The 14,996-nt window shown below is 70.3% G+C and carries 14 protein-coding genes; 4 read left to right on the top strand and 10 right to left on the bottom strand.

Going from position 1 to position 14,996, the window contains the following annotated elements:
- Positions 1-206: 206 nt before the first annotated feature.
- Positions 207-410, bottom strand: a complete 204-nt coding sequence (gene bldC, locus DFP74_RS08635; protein ID WP_013155387.1) for a developmental transcriptional regulator BldC — start codon at positions 408-410, stop codon at positions 207-209.
- Between the two features lie 706 nt (positions 411-1,116).
- Complete coding sequence (locus DFP74_RS08630) at positions 1,117-1,950, bottom strand: hypothetical protein (RefSeq protein WP_199725555.1); 834 nt, start codon at positions 1,948-1,950, stop codon at positions 1,117-1,119.
- A 250-nt stretch (positions 1,951-2,200) separates the two neighbouring features.
- Between DFP74_RS08630 and DFP74_RS08625 the strand changes: the two genes are divergently transcribed.
- The gene (locus DFP74_RS08625; RefSeq protein ID WP_121181208.1) at positions 2,201-2,428 is read left to right on the top strand and encodes a DUF3073 domain-containing protein; all 228 of its coding nucleotides are present in this window, start codon (positions 2,201-2,203) and stop codon (positions 2,426-2,428) included.
- Positions 2,429-2,654: 226 nt separating this feature from the next.
- On the opposite strand, the gene purM is transcribed toward DFP74_RS08625, so the two are convergent.
- The 3 genes from purM to DFP74_RS08610 form a co-directional block, all read right to left on the bottom strand.
- Complete coding sequence (gene purM / locus DFP74_RS08620; protein WP_121181207.1) at positions 2,655-3,719, bottom strand: phosphoribosylformylglycinamidine cyclo-ligase; 1,065 nt, start codon at positions 3,717-3,719, stop codon at positions 2,655-2,657.
- A gap of 118 nt (positions 3,720-3,837) precedes the next feature.
- Positions 3,838-5,331 (bottom strand): amidophosphoribosyltransferase, encoded by a 1,494-nt coding sequence (gene purF / locus DFP74_RS08615; RefSeq protein ID WP_121188132.1) that lies wholly within the window; start codon positions 5,329-5,331, stop codon positions 3,838-3,840.
- A gap of 9 nt (positions 5,332-5,340) precedes the next feature.
- The gene (locus tag DFP74_RS08610) at positions 5,341-5,805 is read right to left on the bottom strand and encodes a sterol carrier family protein (RefSeq protein WP_121181206.1); all 465 of its coding nucleotides are present in this window, start codon (positions 5,803-5,805) and stop codon (positions 5,341-5,343) included.
- A gap of 606 nt (positions 5,806-6,411) precedes the next feature.
- Between DFP74_RS08610 and DFP74_RS08605 the strand changes: the two genes are divergently transcribed.
- Complete coding sequence (locus DFP74_RS08605; protein ID WP_053616805.1) at positions 6,412-7,029, top strand: DUF47 domain-containing protein; 618 nt, start codon at positions 6,412-6,414, stop codon at positions 7,027-7,029.
- 87 nt (positions 7,030-7,116) lie between these two features.
- On the opposite strand, the gene DFP74_RS08600 is transcribed toward DFP74_RS08605, so the two are convergent.
- Positions 7,117-8,679, bottom strand: a complete 1,563-nt coding sequence (locus DFP74_RS08600; protein ID WP_121181205.1) for a CdaR family transcriptional regulator — start codon at positions 8,677-8,679, stop codon at positions 7,117-7,119.
- Positions 8,680-8,726: 47 nt separating this feature from the next.
- Here DFP74_RS08600 and DFP74_RS08595 point away from each other — a divergent pair, with 47 nt between their 5' ends.
- Positions 8,727-10,091, top strand: coding sequence for an FAD-dependent oxidoreductase (locus DFP74_RS08595; protein ID WP_370013358.1), 1,365 nt, complete (start codon positions 8,727-8,729; stop codon positions 10,089-10,091).
- Positions 10,092-10,166: 75 nt separating this feature from the next.
- Complete coding sequence (locus DFP74_RS08590) at positions 10,167-10,616, top strand: GreA/GreB family elongation factor (protein ID WP_121188130.1); 450 nt, start codon at positions 10,167-10,169, stop codon at positions 10,614-10,616.
- Between the two features lie 55 nt (positions 10,617-10,671).
- Here DFP74_RS08590 and DFP74_RS08585 read toward each other — a convergent pair whose 3' ends face one another.
- The 4 genes from DFP74_RS08585 to pstC all read right to left on the bottom strand — a co-directional run bounded on the left by DFP74_RS08585 (position 10,672) and on the right by pstC (position 14,634).
- The gene (locus DFP74_RS08585; RefSeq protein WP_121181204.1) at positions 10,672-11,631 is read right to left on the bottom strand and encodes a nucleoside hydrolase; all 960 of its coding nucleotides are present in this window, start codon (positions 11,629-11,631) and stop codon (positions 10,672-10,674) included.
- A gap of 128 nt (positions 11,632-11,759) precedes the next feature.
- Positions 11,760-12,539, bottom strand: coding sequence for a phosphate ABC transporter ATP-binding protein PstB (gene pstB, locus DFP74_RS08580; RefSeq protein ID WP_121181203.1), 780 nt, complete (start codon positions 12,537-12,539; stop codon positions 11,760-11,762).
- A gap of 50 nt (positions 12,540-12,589) precedes the next feature.
- Positions 12,590-13,669 (bottom strand): phosphate ABC transporter permease PstA, encoded by a 1,080-nt coding sequence (gene pstA / locus DFP74_RS08575; RefSeq protein WP_121181202.1) that lies wholly within the window; start codon positions 13,667-13,669, stop codon positions 12,590-12,592.
- Positions 13,669-14,634 carry a phosphate ABC transporter permease subunit PstC gene (pstC, locus tag DFP74_RS08570; RefSeq protein WP_121181201.1) on the bottom strand — a complete coding sequence of 322 codons (966 nt, stop codon included), beginning with the start codon at positions 14,632-14,634 and terminating at the stop codon, positions 13,669-13,671. Before pstC ends, pstA begins: the two co-directional genes overlap by 1 nt.
- Positions 14,635-14,996 lie beyond the last annotated feature (362 nt).

Genomic DNA, 14,996 nt, shown 5'->3' with positions numbered 1-14,996 from the left:
CGACCATCGGTCGCGGAAGCGGTCCGGGTCGTCACCGGGAGTGAACGCACAGGGCGGGTCTTCGTTCTCCGAAGACCCGCCCTCGCACTGCACTGGCCGACTTTCACCCGGGCTCTCCACCCGGCCTCGCGCCGCCCGAACTTCGTTTCGTCATCAGCCGGAGTACGTCCGGCCGTTCCCCCCGGAATCGGCACAGACCGGGGAGATCACTCCGTACGCTGGCTGGGGATTCCGGCCAGCAGGGCACGGACCTCAGTCTCGCGGTAGCGGCGGTGTCCGCCCAAGGTGCGGATCGAGGTCAGCTTGCCCGCCTTGGCCCAGCGTGTCACGGTCTTGGGGTCCACGCGGAACATGGTGGCAACCTCGGCGGGGGTCAACAGGGGCTCCGCCTCGGGCGTGCGAGTTGACATGTGTACGGCCTCTCCTCCTGGATCTGTGTGCCGATCCTTGAGCCTTCATCCTGGCACTTGACCCGGATGTCCAATATTTCCTCTAGGTCTATATTGGCATCACCCGAGGTGATTGTGCGACCACTCCAAGCAACTTTGCACGTGGGAGGCCAAAGAAAGCCGCCCGTGGCCGCGTCACGCTAAGTGATTCTAGCGACACGTTTAGTGGCATGTGGCGTATTCGGTCAAAACTTCGTTCTCGGGCCTCGTTTTTCTCGATCCGGAGAGTCCGAAGTGCTACGTGGGCTTGACCGAAACCCCTCCTCCGAAGGTGGGCGCCTGTGGCGGCGTCCCTGGTCGGCGGCGGTCTGAGGGGAGGAGGGGTGGGATGGCGGGCGGGAGTGCCGCCGGTCCCGGGTGGCGGACGGAGCCACGCGGATCCCCGACGTGGCAAGGGTTTCGTGGTGACACAGAGTGCGGTACGTGAGGGGACGGCTACAGTCTAAGCCGATCCCTATCGGGCGTTATGCCCAGTTTCACCACGCTTGATGTGGAGCATCGTCGGCGTCCGAAGTCGCACCGTCGTCACGTGCGGAAAGTCCCGAGACGAACCCGAAGAAACCTGGTGTACCAGGTTGCGACACGGCGTGGCGCACCGTCGGCGGCGCACTTTTTTCACGACACCGACCCCCTGCGTGTCCGCGAAAACGTGGGAGAGCGATGACCCTCAGTTGGCGTGCTCCAGGGCGCGTACCGACCTCCAGCGCCGCGTGATGCGCCGGCGCAGCGCCGTCACCATCTCGGCGTCGCCCTTGGCCAGTGCCTCCACGGCGGCCGAGACCTCGCCCACGGAGTGGTCGTCACTGAGGTGTTCGTCGCTGAGCAGGTGGGGGAGGCCGCCGTAGTCCAGCTCCAGCAGCGAGTTCGGGTGCGCGGTCAGCGACAGCCAGTCGACCAGCTGTTCGGTCGAGGCCGACACCGCGTGCGTGCCCAGGTGCTCCCGCAGCACGGCCACGGTGTGCTCCAGGCGCCGCCTGGCCATCGAGGTCCGCGTCAGGTACAGGAGCGTCCGGGTGGAGTTCGCCGACAGCACCAGGCAGCGCTCACGCTCCTCGAAGGGCACGAACCAGGCGACGGGGATGGTCCAGTTGCTCGACAGGATGCCCGGGCGCACCTGGGCCCCCGAGCCCTTCCACTCCTGGTAGTCCTCCTCCACCCGCTCCGCCTCCGCAAGGGGCACGAAGGCCTCGCTGACCGCCACCGGCATCGTGGTCGTGAACTCGGCGAAGGCACGCCAGGAGCGCAGCCGGGTCTGCCACGGGCACACGTACAGGCGCTCGTCGACCCGGCGCAGGTAGGCGTCCCCGCTCTCCTCGGCCGGGGCCACCACGGGCGGCGTTGCGATGAGTCTGCGCAGGCTCGCGGTGTGCTCGGCGGACAGCGCGTTGATCCTGCGCGGTCGCTCCGAGGACATGGAGTACTTCTCCCAGTACCGTCGGTCGCGTACCGGGAAGGCGTCGATCGGCTGGTAGACGCGAAGGTAGGCGGTGTAGGGCAGCACGATCGCATCGTGGCACAAATCGTGGTGCGTGGCACCCACCGAATTCCCCTGGCCGCAGGCGAGGTCGGTCGTGGACCACACCCGTCACACCCGGGTGGCGTAGGCAGGGCGGGGCCCGACCAGGTACGGTTGTACGTGTACGTAAGCTGGCGCCTGTCGTCAGTCGCGTTTGACGGCCGTCAGCCCGATAGTGCGGGTTAGTAAGTGATCTGGGGTTCGTCGGAACCCAATCGTTGAGGGGGTCGAGCCAATGGGGCGCGGCCGAGCCAAGGCCAAGCAGCAGAAGGTCGCCCGGAAGCTCAAGTACAGCTCCGGCGGGACCGACCTTGATCGGCTGCGGTCGGAGCTGGGTGTCGCTGAGGACGAGGGGTCTCCCTCCGGGCCGTCGGGTCCGGACGACTCCTACGGAGATCCTCCAGACGACCTGGTCGACCGTTACGCGGATCTAGCCGATAAGTACTCGGACTCCGACAAGTAGAAGTCGTCGGTCCGGTTCTTTCAGGTCGCTCGGACAACAACCGCTGACCTGTGACTCCGCTGGCTCAACCGAGGCAGCGGGCAGCAGGTGGATATAGCCGGTGCGAACCACGCTCGTGGTTCGCACCGGCTATGTTCGCACCCTCGTGTCGCCCACCACCGGCCCAGGGCCGTTCCGCGGTGGGGGAGGGGCGTCCTCAGCCGAGGAGTCCGGTGCGCGGCCTGTGTCACGCGTTGCCGTGGTCGCCGGTCAGGGTCGCCTGGCCGGCACCGGGCACCACATCACCGAGCCGCCACGCGGTGACGCCGCGTTCGGCGAGCACCTCCAGAGCGCGCTCCGCGTCGCCTGCCGCGACGATCGCCACCATGCCCACGCCCATGTTGAACGTGGCCTCCATGTCCTCGCGGGCCACCTCGCCCTTCTGCGCCAGGTAGCCGAAGACGGGCTCGGGCATCCAGGTCGAGCGGTCCAGCCGCGCGTCCAGGTGGTCGGGCAGGGAACGCGACAGGTTCGCGGCCAGCCCGCCGCCGGTCACGTGCGAGTAGGCGTGCACCTCCACCCGCGCGGTCAGCGCCACGCAGTCCTTGGCGTACACGCGCGTCGGCGTGAGCAGGACCTCACCGAGGACGCCGCCCAGTTCGGGGACGTGCGCGCGCAGGTCCAGCCCGGCGCGGTCCACGATGTGGCGGATCAGCGAGTAGCCGTTGGAGTGCGGTCCCGACGAGGCCATCGCGATGACCGCGTCGCCCTCGCGCACCCGGTCCGGGCCCAGGATGGCGTCGCCCTCGACCACACCGGTGCCCGCGCCCGCCAGGTCGTACTCGTCCGGCTCCATGGCGCCCGGGTGCTCGGCGGTCTCGCCGCCGATCAGCGCGCACCCGGCCTGGGCGCAGCCCTCGGCGATCCCGCCGACGATCTCGGCGATCCGCTCGGGGACCACGGCTCCGCAGGCCACGTAGTCGGTCATGAACAACGGCTCGGCGCCGCTGACGACGAGGTCGTCGACGACCATCCCGACCAGGTCGATGCCGATGGTGTCGTGCTTGTCCATCGTCCGCGCGAGCATCACCTTGGTGCCCACGCCGTCGGTGGAGGTCGCCAGGACGGGGTCCTTGTACTTGGCCGTGTCCAGGCGGAACAGGCCGGCGAAGCCGCTGGCGTCGGTGACCTGCTCGGGCCGTCGGGTCCGCGCGACATGGCGCTTCATCAAGTCGACGGCGCGCTCACCGGCGGCGATGTCGACGCCCGCGGCCGCGTACGCGCCCGTCGCCCCTGTGCTGTCGGCTGCCACGCGAGTTCTCCTCGTGCTGTGTTCGGGTGGTGGTGCGGGCCCGGCGCTCCCCTTCCAGGGCACGCCGCGGCCCGGCCGCGGCGGACCGGTGCCCGGCACCGTTCCGCCGCACGGCTCGTCAGTTGGTGGCCAGCTTCTCGTCCTTGGGCGTGCCGCAGGACTTCTCCAGCAGGAACTTGCCGCGGGAGTCGGCGTCGACCTCGATCGGGTACACGCCGTCGAAGCAGGCCCGGCAGAGGTTGTCCTTGGGCACCTCGGACGCGGCGATGAGCTCGTCCAGGTCGATGTAGGCCAGGGAGTCGGCGTTCACCGAGGCGGCGATCTCGTCCACGGACAGGTTCGACGCGATGAGCTCGGCCCGGGTGGCGAAGTCGATCCCGTAGTAGCAGGGCCACAGCACGGGCGGGCTGGAGATGCGCACGTGCACCTCGGCGGCGCCCGCGTCGCGCAGCATCCGGACCAGGGCCCGCTGGGTGTTGCCGCGCACGATGGAGTCGTCCACGACCACCAGGCGGCGGCCCTCGATGACCTCGCGCAGCGGGTTCAGCTTGAGCCGGATGCCCAGCTGGCGCAGGGTCTGGCTGGGCTGGATGAAGGTGCGCCCCACGTAGGAGTTCTTCACCAGTCCCTGGGCGAAGGGGATCCCGCTGGCCTCGGCGTAGCCGACCGCGGCCGGGGTGCCGGACTCGGGCACGGGGATGACCAGGTCGGCCTCGACCGGATGCTGTTTGGCGAGGCGGCGGCCGGTCTCCACCCGGGTGGAGTTGACGTTGCGCCCGGCGATGGTGGTGTCGGGGCGGGCGAGGTAGACGTACTCGAACAGGCAGCCCTTGCGCTGCGCCGGGGCGAAGCGCTGGGAGCGCACACCGCGTTCGTCGATGGTGAGCAGCTCACCCGGCTCGATCTCGCGGACCATGGTCGCGCCCACGATGTCCAGGGCGGCGGTCTCGCTGGCGACCACCCAGCCGCCGGCGTTGGAGGCCTCGCCGAGGCGGCCCAGCACGAACGGGCGGATGCCCTGCGGGTCGCGCGCGGCGTAGAGGGTCTGCTCGTCCATGAACACCAGGGAGAAGGCCCCCTGGACCTTGGGCAGGAGCTCGCGGGCCGCCTGCTCCATGGTGCGCCCCTCGCCGTTGGCGTAGTCCGCCAGCAGGTTGGTGAGCACCTCGGTGTCCGTGGTGGCGCCCCTGCGCGAGTCCGGGAGCATGGCGGCCAGTTCGGGGGTGTTGATCAGGTTCCCGTTGTGGCCGAGCGCCAGACCCCCCTCTCGCGCGGAGTAGAAGGTGGGCTGCGCGTTCTCCCAGACCGGGGAACCGGTCGTGGAATAGCGGCAGTGGCCGATCGCGAGGTGGCCGCGCAGGGAGTCCAGGGTCGCCTCGTTGAAGACCTGGGAGACGAGTCCCATGTCCTTGTAGACGACGATCCTTTCCCCGTCGCTCAGTGCGATGCCCGCGGATTCCTGACCGCGGTGTTGCAGCGCGTAGAGGCCGAAGTAGGTGAGCTTGCTGACTTCTTCGCCGGGAGCCCAGACCCCGAATACACCGCAGGCGTCCTGCGGGCCGCGTTCGAGCGGATCGTGGTCCATGGAGAGCCGGCCGTCGGAGTACGACACACCCACAGCTTAGTGCCTGGTCCCCGGGTCGGGACCACCCGGGGGATGATCCGACCACAACGGGAGGAGTTCGGACAGGTCGGAACGGGCTCCGCTGGCCTGGACGCGGTGCTCGGCGAGGGCCTCCGACCAGGTCGCCCGGCCGGTCGCCAGCCGCAGCCAGGTGAGGGGATCGGTCTCCACGACGCCGGGCGGCGTCCCCCGCGTGTGCCGGGGACCCTCGACCGCCTGCACGGCCCCGTAGGGCGGGACGCGGACCTCCAGGCTGTTGCCGGGGGCCCGTGCGGCGAGGACGGCCAGGGTGGCGCGCACGGCGGCCTTGACCGCGGGTCGCAGGGGCTCGGGGGAGCGCAGGACGGCCAGGGCGCAGGCGGCGCAGGCCTCCTCGTCCCCGCCCTGGAAGGGCGGTTCGCCGAGCGCGTCGAGCTGGTCGTCCAGGGCGGCGCGCAGCCGGCGCACCGCACTCGCGGTCATCGCAGCGGGGGTACCGCGCCGGCGGCGTCCGTTGAGGGAGGCCCGCTCTTGCGCGGAGCGGTCCTCGGGCGGTGGTGGGTGACGGGTGGGCATGACCAAACCCTAGGCTGCCGCGCCGGAGGCGGCTGGGCGGCGGAGTGTTATCGCTCACTCCGCCCGGCTCCCCGACCGGTCGCGGTCCGGGCCGTGGCAGGGACTTCGGTGGCCCTGATCACGGCGGGCGAACGATCCCGTTAACTCAACTGGGACTTGTCATTGCGGGGGAATGGACCGAAGGTGGACATCGGACGGATCGCGGGGGCCGGTCCTACCTTGTCCGCACGATTGGGTGATTCCTGTCTCAGCGCACCGCTGGCCAGTACGGGCACGAGACGGTAGCGTCCCGAAGCGTCCCGGTGTTGTTGAGATTGGGAGGATTGCGATGGAACCCGTGTGCCATCGAGTTCCACGCACGGACATCGACAGATGAACAAGGGGTGACCCGGCGCGGAGTGCCCCGTTCCCCCTCGGGGTAGAAGCCGCGCCGCCTCGTGCTGTCGAGCTGGTCCAGCTGGTCAGCGCCCTTACCATCCACCAAGGAAGACCACCGCACCATCGGGAGAAGACGTGCGCCTGCGCTTGCGCCCGCGTGATGACAGTTACTACGAGATGTTCACCGACTCGGCGAACAACCTGGTCATCGCGGCCCGCCTGCTGGTGGAGCTGATGAGCGACGGGGCCGACAGAGAGGCCATCACCGAGAAGATGCGCGCCTGCGAGCACGCGGGCGACGACGCGACCCACGCCATCATGCGTCGGCTGAACAAGAGCTCGGCACCTCCCATCCACCGGGAGGACATCTACCGGCTCGCCTCGAACCTGGACGACGTCATGGACTCCATGGAGGCCGCCGTCGACCTGATCGGGCTGTACGGGCTCGAGCGGCTGCCCAAGGGCATCATCGACCAGATCGAGGTCCTGGAGCGCGCCGCGGAACTCACCGCCGAGGCGATGCCCCGACTGCGCACCCTCCAGGACCTCACCCGGTACTGGATCGAGATCAACCAGCTGGAGAACCAGGCCGACCGCATCTACCGCAAGCTCCTGGCCCGCCTGTTCGGCGGCGAGTACGACGCCCTGACGGTGCTCAAGCTCAAGGATGTCATCGAGGAGCTGGAGACGGCCGCCGACGCCTTCGAGCACGTGGCCAACACCGTCGAGACGATCGTCGTCAAGAACAGCTGACCCGCCGACCCTGCTCCTGCGAGGCGTGTTCGGGCGCCGATCGAGAAAGCGCTGTCCGACGGCGCCCGAACAGAAGACCCCCGACGTTCAGGTGGACGGTTCCGTGTACGCCTCCAGGGTGATGGCCAGCGCCAACCGGGCGCGGGGGCTGTCCAGGTCCAGCGAGGCGACCCCCGCCATCCTGCGCATCCGATGCCGGACGGTGTTCGGGTGCACTCCGAGCTCCCGGGCGGCCCCGTTCGGGTCGCCCAGAGCGCCCAACCAGGCGCGCAACGTCTGCGTGTACCGGGTGCCGTGCTCGGCGTCGTGCGCGACCAGGTCGGCGACCGGGCCGTCGACGGGCCGGCGCCCGGACGACGACGCCATGCGCAGTCGGTGCACCAGCACCTCGTCCCAGGACTCGTCGTAGGCCGGCACCGGGCGATCCACGCCACCGGGCCGGGAGGCGTGCAGCGCGAGGCTCTCGTCGGCCTCACGACGGCTGGACGGCAACCGCGCCAGGTCCGCCGGGCCGCCGATGCCGGCGTTCACCGTCACGTGTGAGGGCAGCCCCCGGGTGGTCGCGGCCAGCCACTCACGGGCGGGCGCCGGATCGGGTCCGCACGGCAGCACGGTGTACACGGTGCTGCCGAACACCGTGCTTCGGCCGGGCCGCGACCAGCCGAAGCCGGTGGTGGCCCGCTCGAACGTCATCAGGGTGGCGGAGTGACGTTCGTCGGGGGTGTGCGCCTGCAACGCCAGCACCCGGTGCGCCGTCGCGGCCAACCCCAGTCTCCCCGCCGCTTCGGTGGGGTCCATGGCGTCCTCCAGCAAGCGGCTCACCAGGTCGGACTCCACCTGCCGCTCCAGATCCGCGCTCACCCTGGTGCGCAGCATGTGCAGGGCCACGGTCCGGGCCCCCTCGGCCAGCAGCGCGGAACGTTCCTCTCCCAGCGGCCGATCGCACACGACCCACAGGGAACCGAGGAACTCGCGACCCACGCGAACGGCCACCGTGGTGCGCCCGCCCAGGCCCAGAGCCGGTGCCGGAGGCAGGTGAAGCGGCTCGGCGGAGGACTCCAGGTGCGCGGTCACCCCCGTGCGCTCCATATGGCGTTGGAGCTCGTCCGAGACCCGCCGCCCCAGGATGGTGTCCCACCGGGCCCGGTCGGCGTCCGTCTGCCGCTGCGAGTAGGCCAGGAGGCGATAACGCGGATCCTCGATGGTCACCGGCCCCTCCACCCGCTCCGAGATGGTGTCCGCGAGCGCGGGCAGGTCGGCCGGGCCGCGCCCCGCCTCGGTCTCGCCGCCCTCCAACACCAGCCCGTAGACCACACCGGCCACCTGCCCCCAGGACACCGACGGGTCCACGACCACCAGGGCCACACCCCGCTCGCGGGCGTTCGCGGCGGCCTCGGTGTACTCCAGGTCCCCGGCGGACTCCGCGGGGCGCACCAGCACCGCCACGGCGCCGGCGCGCTCGGCCAGCTCCACCGCGAGCGAGGAGTCGTCCACACCCACCGCCAGCAGGATGTCCCCCTCCTCCCGGCAGGGAGAACCGGGGTCGTGCAGGGCCACCCCGCGGAGCACCGTGCCCGGGGCGGGGCGCGAACCGACCAACCTGGCTCCATAGGTACCGAGGATGGTGACCAACCGGTCCAGAAGGACCACAGCGTTCTCCCTCTTGTCGTGAACCGACTCCAGCGTAGGCCGAGATTGTGTGGATCGGACAAAGGACGGTCCGAGGTTCCCGTGCACACTGTGGTGACAGAGGGCGCACAGTGCCTTCTTGTCGTCGTGCACAGGGAGAGGTCATGGCCGGTAGGGGCGCGGACGTTCCGCGTACCGTCGCCGTCGTCGGCGCCGGGATCGTGGGCCTGTCGACCGCGTGGTTCCTCCAGCGGTACGGGGTCGGGGTCACGGTGGTCGAACGGGACACGGTCTCCTCCGGCGCCTCGTGGGGGAACGCCGGCTGGATCGCGCCCGGACTGACCATCCCGCTCAACGACCCGTCGGTCCTCGGCCACGGCGTGCGTGCGGTCCTGGACCCGAAGTCCCCGCTGTCCATCCCGCCGACCACCGACACCGGGCTGCTCGGCTTCCTGGCCGCCTTCGCGTTCAACAGCCGCCGCTCCACCTGGGAACGGGCGCTGCACGGCAACGCACCGCTCAGCTCCGTGAGCCTGGACGCCTTCACCGAACTCGTCGAGGCGGGCGTGGGCCTGCAGGACGGGCCCAAGATCGAGGACGCGCCGGTCACCGCGCTCTTCAGCGGTGAGAAGCGCGCCGTCCACCTCCTCGCGGAGCTGGACCGGATGCGGGCCGCGGGGCTCCCGCTGTCCTACGCGGCGCTGGACAGGGGCGCCGTCCGGGCACAGAGCCCGTTCGTGTCGGACACCGTCCGCGCCGGCGTCCGGATCGACCACCAGCGCCACGTTCACCCGGGTCTGTTCACCCACGCGCTCGCCGACGCCGTGCGCTCCCGCGGGGGCAGCGTCGTCGAGGGGTTCCGGGTGACCGGGGTGGAGGCCCGTGGGGACGGTTTCCGTCTCCGCTCCGCGCATGGCGAGACCGAGACGGCGGACGCCGTGGTGGTCGCCACCGGCGCCTGGCTCGGCCGCCAGGGCCGTCCCTGGGGCGTCACCGTCCCACTGCGGGCCGGCCGCGGCTACAGCTTCACCGTGCCGACCGACACACCGGTCCCCGGGCCGCTCTACCTGCCAGAGGCCAGAGTCGCCTGCACACCACTGGCGGAGGGACTGCGGGTCGCCGGAACCATGGAGTTCCGCGATATCGAGGCCCCGATGTCGGAGGGACGGATCTCGGCGATCGCCTCCTCGGCGGAGCCCTATCTGACCGGGGTCGACCTGGCCGGCCGCACCGACGCATGGGTGGGCTCGCGCCCGGTCACCGCGGACGGTCTGCCGATCATCGGCGAGACGCGTATCCCCGGCCTGTACGTGGCCGGTGGACACGGCATGTGGGGCTTCACCCAAGGCCCGGCCACCGGCCGCATGCTGGCCCGAGCGATCGCCACGGGCCATCCGCCCGAGGCACTGCGCCCCTTCGATCCACTCCGGTGAACGACCGTCTCGTCCACCGGGCGCCCCGCCGCATCGTCGGTCGGGCGCCCTTCCACTTCCAAGGGGAGAAACATGATGTCCAACGACAGCCGCGTCTGGATCACTCCGGGTGCCCACCGTCGGCTCACCGTGGAGCTCGCGGTGCTCCAGGGCACGGCGGAACCCGCCGAGGCCGAGAGGATGGGGATCCACCTCGTCGAGGGTCCCGACGCCCGTGAGGCGCGCGTCCACAAGATCGAGGACCTCCTCCGGGACGCCGTCATCGGTCAGGCTCCGCCGGACGACGGTGTCGCCGAGCCCGGCATGGTCCTGACCATCCGCTACGCCGGCGACCCCGACACGGAGACCTTCCTGCTCGGCGCTCGCGAGGGCGTGTCGGGGGAGGCGATGAGCGTCTACTCACCGGGCTCGCCCCTGGGCCGGGCCCTGCTGGGCGCCGCCCGCGGGGAGCAGCGCTCCTACCAGGTCCCCAGCGGCGAGACCGTGAGCGTCACCCTCGTCGAGGCCGTTCCCTACGGCGCCTGACCCACCAGGGCCGCCCGTCGGGAGCGGCCCGAGGGCGACCAGCGATCCTCCTGGATCACAGTCCCTGGATCGGACGACGCGGTTCGGTGGGGCGGGACAACAACGCGGCCAGGTACTCGTAGAAGGCATCGGCGTCGACCGCCTCGACCACCGTGGCGTTCGGTTCCAGGCCGTGCACGCCCCACGACATCGCGGAGTAGCCGCGGGTCAGCTCACCGGCGGTCTCCACGTCCACGTGGTAGCGGCCGGTGCGCAGGACCAGCTCCGGGTGGAGCAGGACGGCGGCGGTGAGGGAGTCGGGGTGCGTGGTCCCGTCGATGCCCACGCTGCGGTCGAACTCCAGCGTCGGCCCGCACACCCGTGTGAAGAAGTCGGACAGCGGGGTGCCCAGGGCGGCGATCCCGTCCAGGCGCTCCTGGCCGAACACCGCGTCGCGCAGCGTCAGGGGGTCCCACGGGATCACCGTGATCTCGAAACCGGCCGCGAAGACGGCCTTGGCGGCCTCGGGGTCGACGAAGAAGTTGAACTCCGCGGCGGCCGTGATGTTGCCGCGCGCGTTGTTGGAGCCGCCCATGACGTAGAGCGCGCCCACGTTGCGGACGAACGCGGGGTCCTTGGCCGCGGCCATCGCGATGTTGGTCAGCGGGCCGATCGCCACGACCGACAACGCGCCCGGGTGCTCGGCGGCCAGTCGGATCAGCGCGTCCACCGCGTGCTCGGATTCGGGCTCCAGGCCGGTCTGGTCCATTCGCAGCCCGCCGGAGCCGTCGCCGTGGACGTTCTCCGCGCTCACCCAGGGGCGCGTGAGCGGCGCGCGGCAGCCGAGGTGGACCGGGACGTGGCGGTCCGCCACGTTGAGCGTGAGGAAGGCGTTGCGCACCTGCTGGTCGAAGCCGACGTTCCCGGCGACCATGGTGACGGCGCGCAGGTCCGCCGCGGGATCCAGCAGGCCCACCAGGAGGGCGACGCAGTCGTCCTGGGCGGTGTCGGTGTCGATCACCAAGGGCACGGTCATGGGGGAGCTCCTCACGGTTCGGATTCCAGAGAACCTACCGGAACACGGGCCCCGCATCACCTCGGGATCAGAGCTCTGAGCTGGGGTTATCCAGGCGGCCACACCATCACCGGGCGCACACCGCTGCTTTATCCGAAGCGGCCGGTGATATAGTTCTCGGTCTCCTTCTGCTCCGGGCGGGTGAACATCTGGTTCGTCTCGCCCATCTCGATCAGCTTGCCGGGCTTGCCCGGGGCCGAGAGGTTGAAGAAGGCCGTGCGGTCGGACACACGCGCCGCCTGCTGCATGTTGTGCGTGACGATGACGATCGTGTAGTCCTCCTTCAGCTGGTGGATGAGGTCCTCGATCGCCAGCGTCGAGATCGGGTCCAGGGCCGAGCAGGGCTCGTCCATCAGCAGCACCGACGGCTTGACCGCCGTGGCCCGCGCGATGCACAGGCGCTGCTGCTGACCGCCGGACAGGCCCGCTCCGGGCTTGTTCAGCCGGTCCTTGACCTCCTCCCACAGGTTCGCCCCCCGCAGCGAGCCCTCGACCAGGTCGTCGGCCTGCGCCTTGCTCATCCGCTTGTTGTTGAGCTTGGCGCCGGCGATGACGTTGTCGTAGATGGACATCGTCGGGAACGGGTTGGCCTTCTGGAAGACCATCCCGACCTCGCTGCGGACCATGACCGGGTCCACGTCGGGGCCGTAGATGTCCATGTCGTCCAGGAGCACCTTGCCCTCGGCGCGGGCGCCCGGAGTGACCTCGTGCATCCGGTTGAGGGTGCGCAGGAAGGTGGACTTGCCACAGCCGGACGAGCCGATGAACGCCGTCACCGATCGCGGCTCGATGGTCATCGACACGTCTTCGACGGCGCGGAAGTCGCCGTAGTAGACGTGGAGGCCGGAGACGTCGATTCTTTTCGCCACTGGATGGTTCCTCGTGAGTTCAGGTGCCGCGCGCGGAGCGTGGGCGGTGGTCAGCGGGACTTGGGCGCGAACAGTCGGCCGATGAGACGGGCCAGGAAGAACAGCAGCATGACCGTCAGGATCAGGGTCAGCGCGGCGCCCCAGGCCCTCTCGTAGTTGACGGCGTCGCCCATGCGCACCTGGGAGTAGATGAAGACCGGGAGACTCATCATCTGGCCGTCGAACAGGTTCCAGTTGATCGACACCGCCGAGGACCCGGCGGTCAGGACCAACGGCGCCGTCTCACCGATAACGCGCGCGATGGCGAGCATGATTCCGGTGGTCAGTCCCGCGGCGGACGTGGGCAGCACCACCTTGGTGATCGTGCGCCACTTGGGCACGCCCAGGGCGTAGGAGGCCTCGCGCAGGTCCCGGGGGACCAGGCGCAGCATCTCCTCGCTGGAGCGCACCACCACGGGGATCATCAGCACGGCCAGCGAGATCGCGCCCGCCGCGCCGTTGGTGTGCCCCGGACCGAACAGCATCATCCACAGCGCCACGACGAACAGTCCGGCGACGATGGAGGGGATGCCGGTCATGACGTCGACGAAGAACGTGATGACGCGCTTCAGCCGGCCCTCCGCGTACTCCACGAGGTAGACGGCGCACATCACGCCGATGGGCACCGCGATGAGCGTGGCCATGCCGGTGATCGCCAGCGTGCCCACGATCGCGTGGTAGACGCCGCCCGCGTCCATGCTCGGGAGCACGCCGTTCATCGACACGGTGAGGAAGTAGGCGTCGAACCGCGCCATGCCGTTCTGGGCCACGGTCCACAGGACCGACACCAGCGGCAGCATGGCCAGCAGGAAGCACCCGTAGACGAGCGCGGTGACCAGTCGGTCGGTGGCCTTGCGGCCGCCCTCCACCCGCGCGGACGCGGTCACGACGATGGCGGTGTAGGCCACGGCGGTCAGGATCGCCCACAGGGCGAACCCGAAGGTGGAGAAGGCCAGGAGGACCCCCGCCACGACCGCGGCGGTGGACGCCAGCAGGACGGCGGGGAAGCGGTGCGGCAGGGCGCCGCGTCGCAGGTCGAACTCGACCCGGCCCGCGTCGGGCTCGGGGGGCTGCGTGGTCGTCGTGCTCATCAGGACTCCTTGCTGCCCCGCGCCACGATGTAGCGCGCGCCCATGTTGACGGCCAGGGTGATCGCGAACAGGACCAGGCCCGCGGCGATCAGCGCGGACACTCCGTAGCCGGTGGCCTCCGGGTACTGGAGGGCGATGTGCGCGGCGATGGTCTGGTTGCCGCTCTGCAGCAGGTGGAAGGACATCATCAGCGAGGGCGAGAGGATCATGGCCACGGCCATGGTCTCGCCGAGCGCGCGGCCCATGCCGAGCATCGCGCCGCCGACGATCCCCGACTTGCCGAACGGCAGGACGGCCAGCCGGATCATCTCCCAGCGCGTCGCGCCCATGGCCAGCGCGGCCTCCTGGTGTCCCTGGGGCACCTGGTGGAAGACGTCGCGCGACATCGCGGTGATGATCGGCAGGATCATCACCGCGAGCACGATGCCGGCGGTGAGCATGGTGCGCGCGGAGGTGGAGGCGGGTCCGGCGAACAGCGGGATCCAGCCCAGGTGCTCGGCCATCCCCTCGTAGAGGGGGACGAGCTGCGGGGCCAGGAAGCCGATGCCCCACAGGCCGTAGACGACGCTGGGGATCGCGGCGAGCAGGTCCACCAGGTACCCGAGTAGGGACGCGAGCCTGCGGGGGGCGTAGTAGACGATGAACAGCGCGATCCCGATGGCGACCGGAGTGGCCAGCGTCAGGGCGATGGCGGCGGCGAGCACGGTGCCGAACGCCAGCATGCCGACGCCGAAGGCGGGCGACTCCCGTTCGTTGGCCTCCCACACGTCGGACGTGAGGAAGTTCGCCGTGTTCGCGGACAGGGAGGGCCACGCCTGGATGAGCAGGAACGCGGCGACCCCGGCGAGGATCGCCAGGATCAGCAGGCCCGAGCCTCGGGCGAGCCCGGCGAAGGCGGCGTCACCGATCCGGCGCCGGCCCGCGGGCGGCCGTGGGGCCGCCTCGGGCGCGTCCGTGGTCGTCATGGGTGCTCCGGTTCGGGTTCGGGGCGGTTCGCCCGGTACGAACGGGTTCGTCCGCGCGTGCCGGGTCTCGGCGCGTGGTGGTTCCGGTGGGACCGGGTGGCTCCGGTGCGCATTCTGCCTCCCGGAGCCCGCTGTGGCGCGGATGTGGTCGGTGGAGGTCCAACGTGTCACGGCCATCTCGCGCGCAATGGCCGTGTCGCACCGAATGTGAAGGTAGGCGGCCTAGGTGACCAGTTGTCCCAGGGAAGGTGAACGGAAGGTGAACGGCAAATCGCACTCCCGTGGCGGAAGGTGGTTGCTCCGGTGAATGTGACGATCGGCACGTGCCGGAGGGGGGTGGCCGCGGTTCCTCCGCGGTCCGG

The sequence above is a fragment of the Nocardiopsis sp. Huas11 genome (assembly GCF_003634495.1).
Taxonomy (GTDB): domain Bacteria; phylum Actinomycetota; class Actinomycetes; order Streptosporangiales; family Streptosporangiaceae; genus Nocardiopsis.
Note: the sequence above shows the minus strand (reverse complement) of the source record. Positions and strands in the feature narration are given on the sequence as shown.